The sequence below is a fragment of the Pseudomonas sp. NPDC090201 genome (assembly GCF_044746825.1).
In the GTDB taxonomy this organism is placed as follows: domain Bacteria; phylum Pseudomonadota; class Gammaproteobacteria; order Pseudomonadales; family Pseudomonadaceae; genus Aquipseudomonas; species Aquipseudomonas putida_AD.
This window is the reverse complement of sequence record NZ_JBIVCX010000001.1, coordinates 1,123,549-1,142,744: the sequence shown is the minus strand read 5'-3', so window position 1 is coordinate 1,142,744 and position 19,196 is coordinate 1,123,549. Positions and strand designations below refer to the sequence as shown.

Below are 19,196 nucleotides of genomic sequence, written 5' to 3'. Positions count from 1 at the left end.
CCCGTGACGGGGCTGGCTGATTCGGTTGTTACAAACTGGCGATCCGCGCGTGCTGCTCGGCCAGCTTGCCCAGTGCCTGTTCGGCTTCGGTCAGCTTGGCGCGTTCCTTGGCGATGACTTCAGGCGGCGCCTTGTCGACGAAGGATGCGTTGGACAGCTTGCCGCCCACACGTTGCACTTCGCCTTGCAGGCGCTGGATCTCCTTGTCCAGACGCGCAAGTTCGGCGCCCTTGTCGATCAGGCCGGCCATCGGCACCAGCACTTCCATCTCGCCCACCAGCGCGGTCGCGGACAGCGGCGCTTCGGCGCCTGCAGCCAGCACGGTGAACGATTCGAGCTTGGCCAGCTTTTTCAGCAGGTGCTCGTTTTCGTTCAGGCGACGCTGGTCTTCGGCGCTGACGTTCTTGAGGAACAGTTGCAGCGGCTTGCCCGGGCCGATGTTCATTTCGCCACGGATGTTACGCACGCCCAGCATCAGGCCCTTGAGCCATTCGATGTCGCCTTCGGCAGCCGCGTCGATGCGCTCCTCGTTGGCCACAGGCCAGGGTTGCAGCATGATGGTCTTGCCTTCGGCACCTGCCAGCGGCGCCAGGCGCTGCCAGATTTCTTCGGTAATGAACGGCATGAACGGATGCGCCAGGCGCAGCGCCACTTCCAGCACGCGAACCAGGGTACGGCGGGTGCCGCGCTGACGTTCGATCGGCGCGTTCTCGTCCCACAGCACCGGCTTGGAGAGCTCCAGGTACCAGTCGCAGTACTGGTTCCAGATGAACTCGTACAGCGCTTGGGCGGCGAGGTCGAAACGGAACTGATCCAGTTGGCGGGTCACTTCGGCTTCGGTGCGTTGCAGCTGCGAGATGATCCAGCGATCCGGCAGCGACAGCTCGAAGGCCTCGCCGTTCTGGCCGCAGTCTTCGCCCTTGTCCAGCACGTAGCGCGCAGCGTTCCAGATCTTGTTGCAGAAGTTGCGATAGCCTTCGACGCGGCCCATGTCGAACTTGATGTCGCGACCGGTGGACGCCAGCGAGCAGAAGGTGAAGCGCAGGGCGTCGGTGCCGTAGCTGGCGATGCCGTCGGCGAACTCGGTGCGAGTCTGCTTCTCGATCTTCTTGGCCAGTTGCGGCTGCATCATGCCGCTGGTGCGTTTCTGCACCAGGGCTTCGAGCTCGATACCGTCAACGATGTCCAGCGGATCCAGGACGTTGCCCTTGGACTTGGACATCTTCTGGCCCTGCCCGTCGCGAACCAGGCCGTGCACGTAGACGGTCTTGAACGGGATCTGCGGGGTGCCGTCTTCATTCTTCACCAAATGCATGGTGAGCATGATCATCCGGGCGACCCAGAAGAAAATGATGTCGAAACCGGTCACCAGCACGTCGGTCGGGTGGAAGGTTTTCAGGAATTCGGTCTGCTCGGGCCAGCCCAGGGTGGAGAAGGTCCACAGGCCGGAACTGAACCAGGTATCCAGAACGTCGTTGTCCTGCTGCAGCGCAACGTCCGGGCCGAGGTTGTGCTTGGCACGCACTTCGGCTTCGTCGCGGCCGACGTAGACCTTGCCCGACTCGTCGTACCAGGCCGGAATGCGGTGGCCCCACCAGAGCTGGCGGCTGATGCACCAGTCCTGGATGTCGCGCATCCAGGAGAAGTACATGTTTTCGTATTGTTTCGGGACGAAGGCGATGCGGCCATCTTCGACGGCAGCGATGGCAGGCTCGGCCAGCGGCTTGGTGGAGACGTACCACTGGTCGGTCAGCCACGGCTCGATGATGGTGCCGGAACGGTCGCCTTTCGGCACTTTCAGGGCGTGGTCGTCGACGCTGACCAAGAGGCCTGCGGCGTCGAAGGCTGCCACGATCTGCTTGCGCGCTTCGAAGCGGTCCAGACCTGCGTATTGCGCAGGCAGGGTGCCGTCGATGGATTCGTTCAGCGTGCCGTCGAGGTTGAATACCTGGGCGGCAGGCAGCACGTTGGCGTTCTTGTCGAAGATGTTCAGCAACGGCAGGTTGTGGCGCTTGCCGACTTCGTAGTCGTTGAAATCGTGGGCCGGGGTGATCTTCACGCAGCCGGTGCCGAATTCAGGGTCGCAGTAGTCGTCAGCGATGATCGGAATGCGACGGCCTACCAGCGGCAGCTCGACGAACTTGCCGATCAGGGCCTTGTAGCGCTCATCGTTCGGGTTCACGGCAACGGCGGCGTCACCGAGCATGGTTTCCGGACGGGTGGTGGCGACGATCAGGTAGTCCTGGCCTTCAGCGGTTTTCGCGCCGTCTGCCAGCGGGTAGCGCAGGTTCCACAGGCTGCCTTTCTCGTCGTGGTTTTCCACTTCGAGGTCGGAAATGGCCGTGTGCAGCTTGGTGTCCCAGTTGACCAGGCGCTTGCCGCGATAGATCAGGCCGTCTTCGTGCAGGCGCACGAACGCTTCTTTGACAGCCTCGGACAGGCCGTCGTCCATGGTGAAGCGCTCACGGCTCCAGTCCACCGACGAGCCCAGGCGGCGGATCTGACGGCTGATGTTGCCACCGGACTGATCCTTCCACTCCCAGACTTTTTCGAGGAATTTCTCGCGACCCAGATCATGACGGTTCTGGCCCTGTGCTTCGAGCTGACGCTCGACCAGCATCTGGGTGGCGATACCGGCGTGGTCGGTGCCCGGCTGCCACAGGGTGTTGCGACCCTGCATGCGGCGGAAACGGATCAGGGCGTCCATGATCGCGTTGTTGAAACCGTGGCCCATGTGCAGGCTGCCGGTGACGTTCGGCGGCGGAATCATGATGGTGTACGAGTCGCCCGCGCCTTGCGGAGCGAAATAATTCTCGGACTCCCAGGTCTGGTACCAGGAAGTTTCGATGGCGTGCGGCTGGTAGGTCTTGTCCATGCGCGGCGGGAACCTGATCTGCTTTGAGTCGGAAAAGCCGGGAAGTATAGCTTTTCACGGCAGCTGCAAGCTACAAGCGGGAAGATTCAAGCGTCTGAGTGGCATATGTCGGACTTGTAGGAGCGCGCTTGCCCGCGACGGCGGTGTGCCTGTCGATCCATCCGACGCCTGACACACCGCAATCGCGGGCAAGCGCGCTCCTACGGATTGCAGGTTGCCGACGTACCTACGCCCCCCACGATCCGTAGCAGTCCGGCTTGCCGGCGTCGGCAATTTCGAGGGCGCCGTCGCGGGCAAGCGCGCTCCTACAGGTTCAATTGTTGTATTGCGAGAGCAACCGCTCCATCCGTGCGTCGAGGCGGCGTTTGATTTCGTTTTCGATGTGCGGGGCGAAGTCGTCGATCACGTCTTGCATGATCAACTGCGCGGCGGCGCGCAGTTCGCTGTCCAGGTGCAGCAGGTCATCCGGGTTCGGACCGGGCGCTTGCGCAGCAGGCTCTGGCGCGGCCTGAGGCGCAGGCGGCGCAGCGACAGGCTCCGGGGCCGCTGGCGGCTCGGCTACGAGGGTCGGGATGTCTGCGTCATCCGCCGCAATCACCTGGCCGCTGACCACGTCGAACAGCAGCGGGATCTGGCCTTCGCTGTTGAGCGTGTCGGTCAGCAGTGGCGGTTGCATGGATTCGTCGCCGAGCAACTGGCGGATCGACTCGAGGTCGTCCAGCAGGTGGGCGGGATCTTTAAGGGGTTTTGAATTATCCATTGTGTGCTCAAAGACGCTGCAGTCGGTGATCTTGCAGAGGATAGCCCTGTTCGCGGTAGAAGCGGAAACTCTCCCGCGCGGCCAGCCGGATGGACGGCTCCTCCACGACGATCTCGGCGATGCGAGCGAAGCGTTTGAAAAAATCGGGGATACGCAGGTCCAGATTGACCAGCAGATCCTGATGGGGGCCTGGATCATTGCCGATGCCCAGCGCCACGGGGGCGTCCTGGTCATCCTCGATGGCGCCGTGGGGCACGAAGGTTTCGCCCTTGAAACGCCACAGGCGGGCGTCCAGCTCCTCACGTTGGGCTGCGTCGCTGCAATGCAGGTAGACCCGGTGCCCAAGGCGCCAGGCCTTGTCGGTGAGCTTGCAGGCGAAGTCCAGGCGCGCAAGTGGATCGGCGCTGGGCAGGATGTAGAAATCGACTTGGGTCATGGTTCTTCCAGAGCATGCGCCAACGCCCCGCAGGGCGTCGGAACATTGTGCAGCGGGGTCAGACGCCGGCGCGGTCGATCAGGTACTGGGTCAGCAGCGGAACCGGACGGCCAGTGGCGCCCTTGTCCTTGCCGCCGCTCAGCCAGGCGGTACCGGCGATGTCCAGGTGCGCCCACTCGTAGGCCTTGGTGAAGCGCGACAGGAAGCAGGCCGCGGTGATGGTGCCGCCTTTCGGACCGCCGATGTTGGCGATGTCGGCGAACGGGCTGTCCAGTTGCTCCTGGTATTCGTCGAACAGCGGCAGTTGCCAGGCGCGGTCGTCAGCGCGCTTGCCCGCTTCGAGCACCTGGTTGATCAGCGCGTCGCTGTTGCCCAGCAGGCCCGAAGTATGGCCGCCCAGGGCAACCACGCAGGCGCCGGTCAGGGTCGCGATGTCGATCACCGCCTGTGGCTTGAAGCGTTCGGCGTAGGTCAGGGCGTCGCACAGCACCAGACGACCTTCTGCGTCGGTGTTGAGGATTTCGACGGTCTGGCCGCTCATGGTCTTGACGATGTCGCCCGGGCGAGTCGCGTTGCCGCTCGGCATGTTCTCAGCCGCAGCGATGATGCACACCAGGTTGATCGGCAGTTGCAGTTGCAGCACGGCGTTCAGGGTGCCGAACACGCTGGCGGCGCCGCACATGTCGAATTTCATCTCGTCCATGCCCGCGCCCGGCTTGAGGCTGATGCCGCCGGTGTCGAAGGTGATGCCCTTGCCGACCAGCACGAAAGGCTTGTCGCTCTTCTTGCCGTTGGAGTACTGCATCACGATCAGGCGCGGCGGCTGGGCGCTGCCCTGGCCAACGGCGAGGAAGGAGCCCATGCCCAGTTCTTCGATTTTCTTCTCGTCGAACACTTCGACTTTCAGGCCCTTGGTGGCCTTGCCCAGTGCCTTGGCCTGTTCGCCCAGGTAGGTCGGGTGGCAGATGTTTGGCGGCATGTTGCCCAGATCGCGGGTCACGGCCATGCCGGCAGCGATGGCTTGCGCGTGCTTGGCGGCGCGCTCGACGTCAGCGACGTTGGCCTTGGCGGTCAGCAGGGTGACTTTCTTCAGGGCGCGCGGGTCGGCTTTCTGGCTCTTGTAACGATCGAACACGTATTCGCCATCGGCCAGGGTTTCCACCAGCAGGCGGTTCTTGCCGTAGATGTCGCGGTTCTTGACGCTCAGTTGATCCAGCACGAATGCCGCATCGGTGCCGCCCAGGCTTTTCAGGGTGTTCAGCGCGCCACTGACGATCTTGCGGAACTGGCGGTCGCTCAGCTCGGCATCCTTGCCAGTGCCGACCAGCAGCACGCGCTCGGCCTTGAGGTTTGGCAGGCTGTGCAGCAACAGGCTCTGGCCGACCTTGCCGGCCAGGTCGCCGCGCTTGAGCACCGCGCTGATCGCGCCGCCGCTCAGGGTGTCGACGCTTTGTGCAGCTTCGCTCAACGCGCGGCCTTCGCCGACGGCGACCACCAGGGTGGCGGTTTTCAAGGTTTCTGCACTGACGCTCTTAACAACCAATTCCATGTCGGGGTCCCCGAATAAACTGTGGGTTACGCAAAATGAGTTCGCGGCTGGCGCGGCCAGAGATGTCTCGCTTCGCCACGCCAGCGGCATGGCCCGCAGTTTGACCCCGGCCAAGGTGTGATGACAACCCCGCAAAGCGCAGGTCTGGCACGCCAGTGCTACGTCTTGTGTGGCGGGCTTGTCGATACAGTTGCAAGAAGTATCCGGCGCACGCAGTGACAGACACACCCAATCACAGGATAATGCCGCATATTTTTTCGGTGGTTCTCCGTCGCGAGCATCATGGCTGATCCATTTCCTTGTCAGGCTGTCTTAGCCTGACAACCCTGGAGTGTCTGGTTTGATTGTCTTCCGTTACCTGTCCCGAGAAGTGCTGGTTACCTTGAGCGCTGTCAGCGCCGTGCTGCTGGTAATCATCATGAGTGGCCGTTTCATCAAGTACCTGGCCCAGGCTGCGTCCGGTGCGCTCGATCCGGGCGTGCTGTTTCTGATCATGGGCTTTCGTCTGCCGGGCTTCCTGCAACTGATCCTGCCGCTGGGCCTGTTCCTGGGCATCCTGCTGGCCTACGGGCGCCTGTACCTGGAAAGCGAAATGACGGTCCTCGCCGCCACCGGCATGAGCCAGCAGCGCCTGTTGTGGATGACCCTGGCGCCAGCCGCCCTGGTTTCGCTTCTGGTCGCCTGGCTGAGCTTCAGCCTGGCCCCGCAAGGCGCGACCCAGTTCCAGCTGCTGATCAACAAGCAGGATGCGATGACCGAGTTCGACACCCTGGTGCCGGGCCGTTTCCAGCTGCTGCGCGACGGCAGCCGCGTGACCTACACCGAAACCATGACCGACGACCGGATCAACCTGGGCGGCGTGTTCATCTCCGAGAAGAAGCTCGACGAGAAGAAGGACCACGGCATCACCGTGCTGGTGGGCGAGAAGGGGCGCCAGGAGATCAAGCCTGACGGCAACCGCTACCTGATTCTGGAAAACGGCTATCGCTACGACGGCAACCCCGGTCAGGCCGACTACCGCGTGATCAAGTACGACACCTACGGTGCACTGCTGCCCAAGCCTGAAATCAGCGATGAGATCACCGACCGCGACGCGATCCCGACCAGCGAGCTGCTGAGCGGAGAAGACACCGCCCGCAACAAGGCCGAGCTGCAATGGCGGGTTTCCCTGCCGATCCTGGTGTTCATCGTGACGCTGATGGCGGTGCCGCTAGCCCGCGTCAACCCGCGTCAGGGCCGCTTCCTCAAGTTGCTGCCGGCGATCCTGCTGTACATGGCCTACCTGACGATCCTGATTGCCGCTCGCGGTGCGCTGGAGAAGGGCAAGATCCCGATGGTGCTGGGCTTGTGGTGGGTGCACGCGATATTCCTGTCCATCGGGCTGGGACTTTTGTACTGGGAGCCTCTGCGCCTGAAAATGGCCAGCCGCCGCGCAGCGTCGGAGGTGGCTCATGGTTAAGCTCGATCGCTACATCGGCAAAAGCGTGTTCATGGCGATTCTCGCCGTACTGGGCATCATCCTCGGTCTGGCCTCGCTGTTCGCCTTTATCGACGAGATGGCCGACATCAGCGACACCTACACCTTCTGGGATGCGGGCAGCTTCGTGGTCATGACCGCGCCGCGTCGCCTTTATGACATGCTGCCGATGGCCGCGCTGATCGGCTGCCTGATCGGCCTGGGCACCCTGGCCAGCAGCAGCGAACTGACCATCATGCGCGCCGCTGGCGTGTCGATTGGCCGGATCGTCTGGGCGGTCATGAAGCCGATGCTGGTGCTGATGGTGGCCGGTCTTCTGATCGGTGAGTACGTGGCCCCGGTCACCGAGGCGCAGGCCCAGGCAGCGCGTTCGCTGGCCCAGGGCACTGGCGATGCACAGAGCGCCAAGCGCGGCCTGTGGCACCGTCAGGGCGAGGAGTTCATCCACATCAACACCGTGCAACCCAATGGTTTGCTCTACGGTGTGACGCGCTACCACTTCGATGACCAGCGTCACATGCTGTCGTCCAGCTTCGCCAAACAGGCCAACTTCAAGAAGGACTATTGGGAGCTGAAGGACGTCACCACGACCGTCTTCCACGAAGGCCGTACCGAAGTCGTGACGGCCCCTGAAGAGCGCTGGGACATTGCCCTGAGCCCACAACTGCTGAGCACGGTGGTGCTGCCTCCCGAGTCGCTGTCGATGACAGGGCTGTACGGCTACGCGAATTATCTGGCCGACCAGGGCCTGAACAACGGCCGTTACTGGCTGGCGTTCTACACCAAGATCTTGCAACCGCTGGTGACCGTGGCGCTGGTGTTGATGGCGATCTCGTTCATCTTCGGTCCGCTGCGTTCGGTGACTCTGGGCCAGCGTGTCTTCACCGGCGTGCTGGTGGGCTTCACCTTCCGCATCGCCCAGGACCTGCTGGGCCCATCGAGCCTGGTGTTCGGCTTCTCGCCGCTGTTCGCGGTGCTGGTGCCGGCCGGGATCTGTGCGCTGGCGGGGGTGTGGTTGTTGCGTCGGGCGGGTTGATCGCTTCTGCGTAACGGGAAAAGCCGACCTCAGGGTCGGCTTTTTTGTGCCCGGCATTCAGGCCAAACGATGACCTGTAGGAGCGCGCTTGCCCGCGACCGCGGTGCTTCAGGCACGCCGATGTCGGATGACACGACGCCTCGCGGGCAAGCGCGCTCCTACAGGGGCCGGCGCTATTTCTTCTGCTTCGGAATACGCACCAACTGTGTCTCGGAATACATGTCGTGCCAGCTGCGTTTCTGCTTGTCGAACAGGCTCCAGAAGAACCCCAGGCCCACGCAGAGCCATGAGGCGATCGCCACCACGAAGCGCAGCAGCGCCTGCCACAGGCTGATCCCGGTGCCATCGGCGTTCTGCACGCGGATGCCCCAGACCTGCATGCCCAGCGTCTGCCCGGCGTGGGTCCAGAATTTGGCGAAGAAGGCGAACAGCGCAAAAAACAGCAGGGTGGACAGCAGTGGGTCGCCATCCAGTGCGCCGGACTCGGACATCTGCCGCAACTTCGCCTCGCCGACGAAGCCCATCCAGATCAGTTTGTAGATGAAGGTGGTGACCATCAGCAGCGCCACGCACAGCAGCGCGTCATAGAAAATCGCCGCCAGGCGCCTGCCCAGCCCTGCGGGAGGAAAGTCGCCTTGAGGACGCAACAGGTGTCTGGACATGGGCAGCGCTCGTTCACCGGGATGGGTGCAGTGTACGAAATCGCAGGCATAAAAAAGCCCCTGATGTCGCCATCAGGGGCTTTTTGTGCGTTGGGCGATCAGCCTTCAGCTTGTACTTCGTCAGCCTGCATGCCTTTCTGGCCCTGCACAGCAACGAAGGTCACTTTCTGGCCTTCTTTCAGGCTCTTGAAGCCGTTGCCCTGAATAGCGCGGAAGTGGACGAACAGATCCGGACCGCTCTCTGGAGTGATAAAACCAAAACCTTTCTCGTCGTTAAACCACTTAACGGTACCGCTCTGACGTTGAGACATTTTCTTATTCCTTGGAGCATAAATTAATGACAGCCCCTTTCACACGAAAGAGTACTGGGCTGGTTGCAGGAAGAAGAAACGTAGAGCGGGATGTAGCATTGCTTTTGGCGCTACTGCCCAGGTCACGATCCCAGCGACCTATGCAAACACAGTTGAGAAACTCTACGCTAACTCCCGCAGAAAAAACAAGCCCCGGATAAGCCCGGATTCAGGGGCTTTCGGCCACTTTTTGAAAACTTTAACCACGGCGGGGTGATCGATAGTTTTTACTGTTAAAGCGGGTAATCAAGTGCAGTTTTCTGACAATTTCATTGCTGTTTTGAACGGCGTCACGTTGCAGCACCGCAACAGTCAAATGCACTGTTGCGGTGCCTTGTTTTTTGACGTCAGCCGTCAGCCGCGGAAGTAACGTGGCGAAACAAAAGGCATTTTGCTCACTTTCATCGGGACTTTCTTGCCGCGCACGATGGCCCACAGCGGGGTGTCGAGTGCTGTGAACGCAGCGTCCACATAGCCCATCGCCACGGGTGCGCCCAAGGTCGGCCCGAAGCCGCCGCTGCACACGGTACCCACTGGCTTGTCATCGGCATCGACAATTTGCGCGCCCTCGCGAACGGGCGTGCGCTCTTGCGGCAACAGGCCGACACGCTTGCTGGCTGCACCGCTTTGGTGCTGGGCGAACACTTGCTCGGCGCCCGGGAAGCCACCGGCGCGAGCGCCATCGGCACGGCGCACCTTGGAAATCGCCCACAAAAGGCTGGCCTGGATTGGCGTGGTTTCGGTGTTCATGTCGTGGCCGTACAGGCACAGGCCTGCTTCCAGACGCAGCGAATCGCGAGCGCCAAGGCCGATGGCGGCCACTTCTGGCTCGGCCAGCAGGCGACGGGCGAGGGATTCGGCCTGGTCAGCCGGCACCGAAATTTCATAGCCGTCTTCGCCGGTGTAGCCCGAGCGGCTGATGTAGCAGTCGATGCCGTCAATCGGCATTGAGGTGTACTGCATGAAGGTCATTTTCGCGACCTCAGGGGCCAGGCGAGCCAGCGCGGTCACGGCCTGCGGGCCTTGCAGGGCGAGCAGGGCGCGCTCTTCGAACAGCGGAGTGATCTCGCACTGATTGCCGATGTGCTTGCGCAGGTGAGCCAGGTCCTGCTCCTTGCACGCGGCGTTGACCACCAGCATCAGTTGGTCGTTACCCAGATTGGCGACCATCAGGTCGTCGAGGATGCCGCCGGCTTCATTGGTGAACATGGCATAACGCTGCATGCCGACGGGCAGGTCGATGATGTCCACCGGGACCAGGGTTTCCAGCGCCTGGGCGGCATTCGCGCCGCTGAGCAGGATCTGCCCCATGTGCGACACGTCGAACAGGCCGGCCTGTTCGCGGGTGTGCAGGTGTTCTTTCATGACGCCAGCCGGGTACTGCACCGGCATGTCGTAGCCTGCGAATTCGACCATCTTCGCGCCCAGTTCACGGTGCAGGGCGTTTAGCGGGGTTTTCAACAGATCTTGGGACATCGATGACTCCTTGAATGCATGTCCGTGTCGGCAGCCCGGTGGCGCCGAACACGATAAGAGGGGGCTGGGATCAGCACTCGATAATGTTCACGGCCAGCCCGCCACGGGCTGTTTCCTTGTATTTGCTTTTCATGTCGGCGCCGGTCTGGCGCATGGTGCGGATGACCTTGTCCAGCGACACGAAATGTTGGCCATCCCCGCGCAGCGCCATGCGCACTGCGTTAATGGCTTTGACCGAGCCCATGGCATTGCGCTCGATGCAGGGCACCTGAACCAGGCCGCCAATGGGGTCGCAGGTCAGGCCCAGGTTGTGTTCCATGCCGATTTCGGCAGCGTTCTCGACCTGTTGCACGTTACCGCCCAGCACTTCGCACAGCGCGCCAGCCGCCATGGAACAGGCCACGCCGACTTCACCCTGGCAGCCGACTTCGGCGCCTGAGATCGAGGCGTTTTCCTTGTAGAGAATGCCAATGGCTGCCGCCGTCAGCAGGAAGCGCACCACGCCGTCTTCGTTGGCGCCGGTGATGAAGCGCATGTAGTAATGCAGCACCGCCGGGATGATTCCCGCCGCGCCGTTGGTGGGCGCTGTGACCACGCGCCCGCCGTTGGCGTTTTCTTCGTTGACGGCCAGGGCATACAGATTGACCCAGTCCAGCACCGACAGCGCATCGCGCAGGGCCGCTTCCGGGTTCTTGCACAGCTGACGATGCAGCGCAGCCGCCCGACGCTTGACCTTCAGCCCACCCGGCAGGATGCCCTCGTTGCGGCAACCGGCTTCGACGCAATCCTGCATGACCTGCCAGATCTTCAGCAGGCCTGCGCGGGTTTCCGCTTCCGGTCGCCACGCCCCTTCATTGGCCAGCATCACCTGGCTGATCGACAACCCGGTGCTTGCGCAGTGGGCCATCAATTCCTTGCCGGTCTTGAACGGGTAGGGCAGCACGGTGCTGTCCTCGACGATCCGGTCGGCACCGGCGGCGTCTTCATCCACCACGAATCCGCCGCCGACCGAGTAGTACTCGCGGCTGCGAATCTGTAGGCCAGCGCCATCGAAGGCACGGAAGATCATGCCGTTGGGGTGGTAGGCCAAAGGCTTGCGGATCATCAGCAGGTGCTGCTTTTCGATGAATTCGATGCTGTGCTCGCCCAGCAGATTGATACGCCCGCTGCCACGAATGAGTTGCAGGCGTTCGCTGACGTGCTCGGTATCGACGGTATCCGGGTGCTCGCCTTCCAGGCCCAGCAACACGGCCTTGTCGCTGCCGTGGCCTTTGCCGGTGGCACCGAGGGAGCCATAGAGCTCGACTTTCACAGAGGCGGTCGCGGTCAGGAGGTCGTCACGGCGCAGGCCTTCGACGAAGCGTGCAGCGGCGCGCATCGGGCCCACGGTATGGGAGCTTGAGGGGCCGATGCCGATCTTGAACAGGTCAAACACGCTCAGGGACATGGTCAGGCTCCGGTCATTATTATGGTTTGAGGACGTGCGGTCCGTAGCAGCCCGGCCGGGCGGCGCTCCGCTTGCCGGCGGGAGCGTTGTATCAGTCAGCGAGTGGATGTCTGACACACCGCTCCCGCCGGCAAGCCGTGCTGCTACAGAGGTTTAGCTTATACCTGTCACGCGTCCTGATAGCTTTCGATGGACGGGCAGGCGCAGACCAGGTTGCGGTCGCCGAAAACGTTGTCCACGCGGCCGACCGGTGGCCAGTATTTGCCTTCGATCAGCGACGCGACCGGGTACACGGCCTGCTCGCGGCTGTACGGATGGCTCCACTCGCCGACCAGCTCCGCTGCGGTGTGCGGGGCGTTTTTCAGCGGGTTGTCGTCCTTGTGCAGGGCGCCGCTTTCGACCGCGCGGATTTCTTCGCGGATCTTGATCATCGCGTCGCAGAAGCGATCCAGTTCTTCCTTGGACTCGCTTTCGGTCGGTTCGATCATCAGCGTGCCCGCCACCGGGAACGACATGGTCGGGGCGTGGAAGCCGAAGTCGATCAGGCGCTTGGCCACGTCATCGACGCTGATGCCACTGGTTTCCTTCAGCGGACGCAGGTCCAGGATGCATTCGTGGGCCACCAGGCCGCTGCTGCCGGTGTACAGCACAGGGTAGTGCTCTTCCAGGCGACGGGAGATGTAGTTGGCGTTGAGGATTGCCAGCTGCGAAGCGCGCTTGAGGCCTTCGCCGCCCATCATACGGATGTACATCCAGGTGATCGGCAGAATGCTCGCGCTGCCGAATGGCGCTGCGCAGACCGCGCCTTCCTTGCGCTCCATCTTGCCATGGCCCGGCAGGAACGGGGCCAGGTGCGATTTTACGCCGATCGGGCCGACGCCCGGGCCGCCACCGCCGTGAGGGATGCAGAAAGTCTTGTGCAGGTTCAGGTGGGACACGTCGCCACCGAACTTGCCCGGTGCACACAGGCCGACCATGGCGTTCATGTTGGCGCCGTCGATGTAAACCTGGCCGCCGTTGTCGTGGATGATGCCGCAGATTTCGCGGATGCCTTCCTCGAACACACCGTGGGTCGACGGATAGGTGATCATCAGCGCGGCGAGGTGTTCGCGGTGCTCGATGGCTTTGGCGCGCAGGTCTTCGATGTCTACGTTGCCGCGGGCGTCGCAAGCGGTCACCACCACGCGCATGCCGGCCATCTGGGCGGTAGCAGGGTTGGTGCCGTGGGCCGAAGAGGGGATCAGGCAGATGTCGCGGCGTTCATCGCCACGGCTCCGGTGATAGGCACGAATGGCCAGCAGGCCTGCGTACTCGCCCTGGGAGCCGGCGTTCGGTTGCAGGGAGATCGAATCATAGCCGGTGGCCGCGCACAGCATGGCTTCCAGCTCGTCGGTCAGTTGCTGGTAGCCGGCGCTCTGCTCCGCCGGGGCGAATGGGTGCAGGTTGCCGAACTCGGCCCAGGTCACCGGGATCATTTCGCTGGCGGCGTTGAGCTTCATGGTGCACGAGCCCAGCGGGATCATGGTGCGGTCCAGCGCCAGGTCCTTGTCGGCCAGACGGCGCAGGTAGCGCATCAGCTCGGTTTCGGAATGGTAGCGGTTGAACACCGGGTGGCTGAGCACCGGCGACTGACGCTTCAATTCTGCGGGCAGGCGCGCTTCGATGTTTTGTGCCAGGGCGGCGAAGTCAGGCAGGGCCTGGCCATCTGCGGCGAACAGTTTCCACAGCACTTCAACGTCGGCTTGCTGGGTGGTTTCGTCCAGCGACAGGCCCAGGCGCTCGGCGTCCACTTCGCGCAGGTTGATCTGCAGGGCGCGTGCCTTGGCGTGGAGTTCGGCAGTTTTCGCGCCGGTGTTCAGGGTGATGCTGTCGAAGAAGAACGCTTGCTCAGGCTTGAGGCCCAGTTGGCTCAAGCCTTCAGCGAAGATCGCGGTCAGGTGATGCACGCGGTTGGCGATGCGGGTCAGGCCGACCGGGCCGTGGTAGACGGCGTACATGCTGGCGATGTTGGCGAGCAGAACTTGCGCGGTGCAGATGTTGCTGGTGGCCTTCTCGCGGCGAATGTGTTGCTCGCGGGTCTGCATGGCCAGACGCAGGGCGGTCTTGCCGAAACGGTCGATGGACACGCCCACCAGACGGCCTGGCATGTCGCGCTTATAGGCATCCTTGGTGGAGAAGTAGGCGGCGTGCGGACCACCGAAGCCCAGCGGAACACCGAAGCGTTGCGCGCTGCCGATGGCCACGTCAGCGCCGAATTCGCCCGGCGGGGTCAGTAGGGTCAAGGCCAGCAGGTCGGCGGCCACGGCCACCAGTGCGTTGGCGGCGTGGAAGCGCTCGACCAGTTCGCGGTAGTCGAACACATCACCGTTGCTGGCCGGGTATTGCAGCACGGCGCCGAAGAATTCGCTGACATCGCTCAGTTGGCGCTCGTCACCGACCACCACTTCGATGCCCAGAGGTTCTGCGCGAGTACGCAGTACGTCCAGGGTTTGCGGATGGCAGTGGGCCGATGCGAAGAACTTGTGGCTGCCTTTGTTCTTGCTCAGGCGTTTGCAGAAGGTCATGGCTTCGGCAGCAGCAGTGGCTTCGTCCAGCAGCGAGGCGTTGGCGATCGGCAGGCCGGTCAGGTCGCTGATCAGGGTCTGGAAGTTAAGCAGCGACTCCAGGCGGCCTTGGGAAATTTCAGGCTGGTACGGGGTGTAGGCGGTGTACCAGGCCGGATTTTCCAGCAGGTTGCGCAGGATCGGCGCCGGGGTGTGGGTGTTGTAGTAACCCTGGCCGATGTAGGTCTTGAACAGCTGGTTCTTGCTGGCGATGGCCTTGATATCGGCCAGTGCGTCGGCTTCGCTTTGCCCGGCGGACAGGCCCAGCACGCTGGTGCCCTTGATCGATTCAGGGATGACACTGGCGCTCAGGGCTTCCAGCGAGTCGAAACCCAGGGTGGCGAGCATAGCGCTTTCGTCGTCGGCACGCGGACCGATGTGACGGGCGATGAACTCGTTGGCGGTGCTCAGTTCGATACGGTCAGTCATGTCGCGCTCCTCAGGCTTCGGCGTTGGCTTTGATCAGACGGTCGTAGGCGTCCTGATCCAGCAGTTGGCCGACAGCGGCGGCGTCGGACGGGATGAAGCGGAAGAACCAGCCTTCGCCCAGCGGGTCTTCGTTGACCAGTTCAGGGTTGGCGTCCAGCGCCGGATTGACCTCGACCACTTCGCCGGTCAGGGGCATGTACACACCGCTGGCGGCCTTGACCGATTCGACGGTGGCGGCTTCGGCGCCTTTGTCGTAGGACGCCAGTTCAGGCAGTTGCACGAATACCACGTCACCCAATGCATTCTGCGCGAATGCGGTGATCCCGACTGTGACGCTGCCGTCTGCTTCGGCACGCAGCCACTCGTGATCTTCGGTAAAACGCAACTCGGTCATCTGGTCACCCTCAATAGAAAAGCCATCGCTCGTCGTCGGCGCGAGCGTTATGCAGGAGACATAGCAAGTTTGCGGCCAACCTGGTGCGAGGCCTTTAAATCAAGGGTTTTGGCGGGATTTGGGATGATTTACAAGTACAGTGCTGTAGCGAAATCGCTACAGTTTTGCGGGGGCGAAAAATTGTTGTGGGATCAAAGCCTTGTCGGCTGGGGATAAGCTGAGGGTGGAATGAAATCAATACGGTGTATTGATTTCGTTCCGACCTACGGTGATCGTAGGAGCGCGCTTGCCCGCGACGGCGTTGTGTCATCCGGCATAAATGTGGCTGAACCGCCGCAATCGCGGGCAAGCGCGCTCCTACAGCGGACGGTGACATCACGCCATTCGTGCAACGGACGGTGACCTCAGGCCGTTCGTGCAACGGATGGTAGCCACTCAGGCCTTCCCCGAAATCCCGTACTTGCGCAGCCGATGGGCGATGGCGGTGTGGGAGGTTTGCAGGCGGGCGGCCAGTTGGCGGGTCGAGGGGTAGTGGCTGTAGAGCTTGGCCAGCAGCGACTTCTCGAAATCTTCGACCGCCGCCTCCAGGCTTTCGACTTCGCCGTCATTGCCCTGGGCGACCGAGGTGCCTGCGATGTCCAGGTCGCCGATCTCCACCAGCGAGCTTTCACAGACGGCTGCCGCCCGAAAAATCACGTTCTGCAACTGCCGCACATTGCCCGGCCAGCGGTTGCCCAGCAGCGCCGGGTAAGTGCCTGGGGCAAGGCGGCAGACCGGGCGCTGGATCTGAGTGCAGGCCTGCTCCATGAAGAATCGGGCCAGCAGCAGAATGTCCTGCCCGCGTTCGCGCAACGGCGGAACGTCCAGATTCAGCACGTTCAGGCGATAGAAAAGGTCTTCGCGGAAGGTGCCTTCGGCGACCATCTTTTCCAGATCGCGGTGGGTCGCGCTGAGAATGCGCACGTTGACCTGCACTTCCTTGTCACCGCCGACGCGACGGAAACTGCCGTCGTTGAGAAAACGCAACAGCTTGGCCTGCAGGTAAGGTGACATCTCGCCGATTTCATCGAGAAACACCGTGCCCTGGTTGGCCAGCTCCATCAGGCCGGGCTTGCCGCCGCGCTGGGCTCCGGTAAAGGCGCCAGGGGCATAGCCGAACAGCTCGCTTTCGGCGAGGTTCTCCGGCAATGCCGCACAGTTGAGCGCCAGAAATGGCGCGCTGTGGCGAGCACTGACGGCGTGGCAGGCGCGGGCCACGAGTTCCTTGCCGGTGCCGGTTTCACCTTGAATCAGCAGCGGCGCATCGAGGGCCGCCACCCGTTGCGCGCGGGCCTTGAGGGTGCGAATCGGCGCGGAATCGCCGAGCAGTGCGTCGAAGCCTTCTGCATGATCGTGATGCAGGGCCGACAGGCGCTCGCCGATGCGGCTGGGCAGATACAGGGTCAGCAAGGCGCCGGCGTCGGTGATGGGCGTGGCGTCGAGCAGCAGCGTTTCGCCGTTGAGCGTCACCTCACGCATGGGCAGGCGAAAGCCGTTTTCCAGCAGCGCGGTTTGCAGGCCAGGTTCGTTGAAAAGCTCGGCGAGAGACTCGCCCGCAGGTTCGCGACCATACAGTGCTACCAAGGCAGGGTTGGCCAGCAGCACATGCCCTGCGCTGTCCAGCGCCAGTACGGGGTCGGTCATGGCGGCGAGCAGGGCGTCCAGTTGCAGGTGGCGACGCTGGCCGGGGAGGATGTCCACGACCTTGATCGCCTCAACGCCACGTACCCGAAACAGCCGGTCCTTGAGTTCTTCGAGCAGCTCGTGGCTCAAGGTCGGGGCGTCGATGTAGACATTGGGCGGCACCATCTCCACGGCGTCGAGATTCAGATTGCGCGCGCCAAGAATGGCCAGCACTTCCTGGGTGATGCCGACGCGGTCGATGAACGTGACGTGGATGCGCATGGGGTGCGGTGCAGTTCGGGCCTGAGAAGCGTCGGATTATGCCAGTAAACCGCAGCACACCTGTAGGAGCGCGCTTGCCCGCGACCGCCGTGTGTCAGCCCAAATCAACGTACCTGACACTCCGCAGTCGCGGGCAAGCGCGCTCCTACAGGCCGAAGGTTACTCCAGGTGCTCTGGCTTGACCGCATCGCCCGATTTCATGTCGAGCTTGTCGCGGATGTCTTCGAACATGGCGTCGTAGTCGCCGTGCATGTCATGCAGGTCGGCGTTTTTGGGAAGGCCATGTTTCTCGCAGATGCGCGAAGCTTCGCTGGCGAAGTTGTAGGCAAGGTCCTTGGGCAGGTCGAAGGCGTCATTGACCGGCTTGCCATTGATGTCCCCGTCGAGGGCGAAATGCATGCCGGGGCCGGCGTCGGTCTGGCTGACCTCGTAGCGGATGTGCAGGTCGTAACCAATTTCATCCGGTTGCAGGGCAGGACGGGTGATGTGCAGATGGCCTGGCTCGAACATGTGACTGCTCCCTCAAGAAACGATGATCGTATGGAGCAGACCGTGCGCCAGGCCCGGGGTTCAGCACCACAGGTCAAGGTTGCCCGGAAGACTCCGTGCAGCGGGCGGTGTGCGAACCCGGTTCGGGCCGCGACCAGATCCACAGGTTGACCAGCACCATGCCGGTGACTGCGAAGTAGATCCACCAGTTGTGCTTGAGCACCACCAGCATGACAACCGCACATATCAGCATGGTGACAGTGGCGCTGATCTTGGCGCTGCGGGCGATCAGCTTGCCGTTGCGCCAGTTGCTCAGCATCGGGCCGAACAGGCGATGATTTTCCAGCCAGGCGCTCAGGCGCGGCGAGCTTCTGGTGGCGGCCCAGGCGGCCAGCAGGATGAATTCGGTGGTGGGCAGCCCCGGAATGAATATCGCAATGATGCCAATGGCAAGGCTGACGTAGGCCAGGATGCCGAACAGGATGCGGGACAGTTTGCTGCCTGGGGGAGTGTTGGTCATGAGTCTCGGGTACGGCAGGGTATAGATGTGCTTCAAGGGCTCGCTCCCTCGAAAGGACGCCCAGCTTAACAGTGCCGGGCGCCAAACGCTTCGATTCAGGCCGGTTCCGTCTGGGCAGCCGACGTATAGGCATGGTTCAGCAGCACGTTGAAACGCTCGAACGCGGCTACGGCGCCTTTATCGATCTGGCGTTCCTGCTCTTCGCTGAAGGGCAGGTCGTCGAGGATCCGGATGAAACGTTTCCAGCCATCGGCACGGCCACCGGCCGGTTCGCCCAGATGGCGGGCACCGAAGGTTTCGCTCAGGTTCAGGGCCACGGCGCGCTTGATGAGAAAGGCAGCGCCCAGCTTCGAGCCCTCGGAGACGAACAGCCAGCCCAGGGCTTCGGCCTGGGAGGGGCTATGCACAGCGCCGGCGACGGGCGACGGGATTGGCGTTTCGAGGTCGTTGAGGTCGGCCTTGGCCTGTTCGGCGCGGCAGCGATCGGGCAGGTCGGCGATCAGTTCGATCAGTTGCGGGTCGGTGTACAGCGCTTTCAGTTCCTGCTGGAACAGGTATTGAGCGGTCAGGAAGCGGGAGTAGCTGGCCAGGGTTTCAAACGGTGCATTGGCCTTGACCGCCTTGTCCAGTTGTTCGTGGGGAGCGTGGGTGATCTGGTTCAGCCGCTGGGAGCGACGAATCGGGTCTTGGGACATGGTGTCTTCCTTGGGGAAAATGAGGCGCTTGTAGACGAGACGAGTGAGGGCGGT

16 protein-coding genes are annotated in these 19,196 nt (G+C 62.6%); 2 read left to right on the top strand and 14 right to left on the bottom strand.

Translation table 11 applies throughout. The features are described 5' to 3' along the window. Positions 1–28: 28 nt before the first annotated feature. The 4 genes from ACIPOO_RS05230 to ACIPOO_RS05215 form a co-directional block, all read right to left on the bottom strand. Complete coding sequence (locus ACIPOO_RS05230; protein ID WP_400604872.1) at positions 29–2,875, bottom strand: valine--tRNA ligase; 2,847 nt, start codon at positions 2,873–2,875, stop codon at positions 29–31. Between the two features lie 313 nt (positions 2,876–3,188). Continuing rightward, a complete protein-coding gene (locus ACIPOO_RS05225) occupies positions 3,189–3,635 on the bottom strand; it encodes a DNA polymerase III subunit chi (protein ID WP_400604870.1) in 447 nt (148 codons plus the stop codon). 7 nt (positions 3,636–3,642) lie between these two features. Next, a complete protein-coding gene (locus tag ACIPOO_RS05220; RefSeq protein WP_400604868.1) occupies positions 3,643–4,071 on the bottom strand; it encodes a DNA polymerase III subunit chi in 429 nt (142 codons plus the stop codon). A 58-nt stretch (positions 4,072–4,129) separates the two neighbouring features. Beyond that, a complete protein-coding gene (locus tag ACIPOO_RS05215) occupies positions 4,130–5,620 on the bottom strand; it encodes a leucyl aminopeptidase (RefSeq protein WP_274135136.1) in 1,491 nt (496 codons plus the stop codon). Between the two features lie 340 nt (positions 5,621–5,960). Between ACIPOO_RS05215 and lptF the strand changes: the two genes are divergently transcribed. Further along, positions 5,961–7,079 (top strand): LPS export ABC transporter permease LptF, encoded by a 1,119-nt coding sequence (gene lptF / locus ACIPOO_RS05210; RefSeq protein WP_400604866.1) that lies wholly within the window; start codon positions 5,961–5,963, stop codon positions 7,077–7,079. Then, positions 7,072–8,133: an LPS export ABC transporter permease LptG gene (lptG, locus tag ACIPOO_RS05205; RefSeq protein ID WP_400604864.1), complete on the top strand. Its 1,062-nt coding sequence runs from the start codon at positions 7,072–7,074 to the stop codon at positions 8,131–8,133. The genes lptF and lptG overlap by 8 nt, the downstream gene beginning before the upstream one ends. Before the next feature lie 173 nt (positions 8,134–8,306). Here lptG and ACIPOO_RS05200 read toward each other — a convergent pair whose 3' ends face one another. The 10 genes from ACIPOO_RS05200 to ACIPOO_RS05155 form a co-directional block, all read right to left on the bottom strand. Further along, positions 8,307–8,795: an RDD family protein gene (locus tag ACIPOO_RS05200; RefSeq protein WP_400604862.1), complete on the bottom strand. Its 489-nt coding sequence runs from the start codon at positions 8,793–8,795 to the stop codon at positions 8,307–8,309. 98 nt (positions 8,796–8,893) lie between these two features. Further along, positions 8,894–9,106, bottom strand: coding sequence for a cold-shock protein (locus tag ACIPOO_RS05195; protein WP_007934683.1), 213 nt, complete (start codon positions 9,104–9,106; stop codon positions 8,894–8,896). 393 nt (positions 9,107–9,499) lie between these two features. Continuing rightward, positions 9,500–10,621 (bottom strand): glycine cleavage system aminomethyltransferase GcvT, encoded by a 1,122-nt coding sequence (gcvT, locus tag ACIPOO_RS05190; protein WP_274135140.1) that lies wholly within the window; start codon positions 10,619–10,621, stop codon positions 9,500–9,502. 70 nt (positions 10,622–10,691) lie between these two features. Beyond that, a complete protein-coding gene (locus ACIPOO_RS05185; protein ID WP_400604859.1) occupies positions 10,692–12,068 on the bottom strand; it encodes an L-serine ammonia-lyase in 1,377 nt (458 codons plus the stop codon). A 167-nt stretch (positions 12,069–12,235) separates the two neighbouring features. Further along, positions 12,236–15,100 (bottom strand): aminomethyl-transferring glycine dehydrogenase, encoded by a 2,865-nt coding sequence (gene gcvP, locus ACIPOO_RS05180; protein WP_400604857.1) that lies wholly within the window; start codon positions 15,098–15,100, stop codon positions 12,236–12,238. A 10-nt stretch (positions 15,101–15,110) separates the two neighbouring features. Continuing rightward, positions 15,111–15,494: a glycine cleavage system protein GcvH gene (gene gcvH / locus ACIPOO_RS05175; protein ID WP_274135143.1), complete on the bottom strand. Its 384-nt coding sequence runs from the start codon at positions 15,492–15,494 to the stop codon at positions 15,111–15,113. A 435-nt stretch (positions 15,495–15,929) separates the two neighbouring features. After that, complete coding sequence (locus ACIPOO_RS05170; RefSeq protein ID WP_274135144.1) at positions 15,930–17,438, bottom strand: sigma-54-dependent transcriptional regulator; 1,509 nt, start codon at positions 17,436–17,438, stop codon at positions 15,930–15,932. A 159-nt stretch (positions 17,439–17,597) separates the two neighbouring features. After that, complete coding sequence (locus ACIPOO_RS05165; protein ID WP_400604854.1) at positions 17,598–17,948, bottom strand: DUF5064 family protein; 351 nt, start codon at positions 17,946–17,948, stop codon at positions 17,598–17,600. A gap of 73 nt (positions 17,949–18,021) precedes the next feature. Next, the gene (locus ACIPOO_RS05160; RefSeq protein ID WP_400605201.1) at positions 18,022–18,447 is read right to left on the bottom strand and encodes a YbaN family protein; all 426 of its coding nucleotides are present in this window, start codon (positions 18,445–18,447) and stop codon (positions 18,022–18,024) included. Between the two features lie 95 nt (positions 18,448–18,542). Next, complete coding sequence (locus tag ACIPOO_RS05155; RefSeq protein ID WP_400604852.1) at positions 18,543–19,142, bottom strand: biliverdin-producing heme oxygenase; 600 nt, start codon at positions 19,140–19,142, stop codon at positions 18,543–18,545. Positions 19,143–19,196 lie beyond the last annotated feature (54 nt).

Coding starts and splice junctions, on each gene's coding strand:
- ACIPOO_RS05230 (WP_400604872.1), bottom strand. CDS start 2,875: ATGGACAAGACCTACCAGCCGCACGCCATCGAAACTTCCTGGTACCAG.
- ACIPOO_RS05225 (WP_400604870.1), bottom strand. CDS start 3,635: ATGGATAATTCAAAACCCCTTAAAGATCCCGCCCACCTGCTGGACGAC.
- ACIPOO_RS05220 (WP_400604868.1), bottom strand. CDS start 4,071: ATGACCCAAGTCGATTTCTACATCCTGCCCAGCGCCGATCCACTTGCG.
- ACIPOO_RS05215 (WP_274135136.1), bottom strand. CDS start 5,620: ATGGAATTGGTTGTTAAGAGCGTCAGTGCAGAAACCTTGAAAACCGCC.
- lptG (WP_400604864.1), top strand. CDS start 7,072: ATGGTTAAGCTCGATCGCTACATCGGCAAAAGCGTGTTCATGGCGATT.
- ACIPOO_RS05200 (WP_400604862.1), bottom strand. CDS start 8,795: ATGTCCAGACACCTGTTGCGTCCTCAAGGCGACTTTCCTCCCGCAGGG.
- ACIPOO_RS05195 (WP_007934683.1), bottom strand. CDS start 9,106: ATGTCTCAACGTCAGAGCGGTACCGTTAAGTGGTTTAACGACGAGAAA.
- gcvT (WP_274135140.1), bottom strand. CDS start 10,621: ATGTCCCAAGATCTGTTGAAAACCCCGCTAAACGCCCTGCACCGTGAA.
- ACIPOO_RS05185 (WP_400604859.1), bottom strand. CDS start 12,068: ATGTCCCTGAGCGTGTTTGACCTGTTCAAGATCGGCATCGGCCCCTCA.
- gcvP (WP_400604857.1), bottom strand. CDS start 15,100: ATGACTGACCGTATCGAACTGAGCACCGCCAACGAGTTCATCGCCCGT.
- gcvH (WP_274135143.1), bottom strand. CDS start 15,494: ATGACCGAGTTGCGTTTTACCGAAGATCACGAGTGGCTGCGTGCCGAA.
- ACIPOO_RS05170 (WP_274135144.1), bottom strand. CDS start 17,438: ATGCGCATCCACGTCACGTTCATCGACCGCGTCGGCATCACCCAGGAA.
- ACIPOO_RS05165 (WP_400604854.1), bottom strand. CDS start 17,948: ATGTTCGAGCCAGGCCATCTGCACATCACCCGTCCTGCCCTGCAACCG.
- ACIPOO_RS05160 (WP_400605201.1), bottom strand. CDS start 18,447: ATGACCAACACTCCCCCAGGCAGCAAACTGTCCCGCATCCTGTTCGGC.
- ACIPOO_RS05155 (WP_400604852.1), bottom strand. CDS start 19,142: ATGTCCCAAGACCCGATTCGTCGCTCCCAGCGGCTGAACCAGATCACC.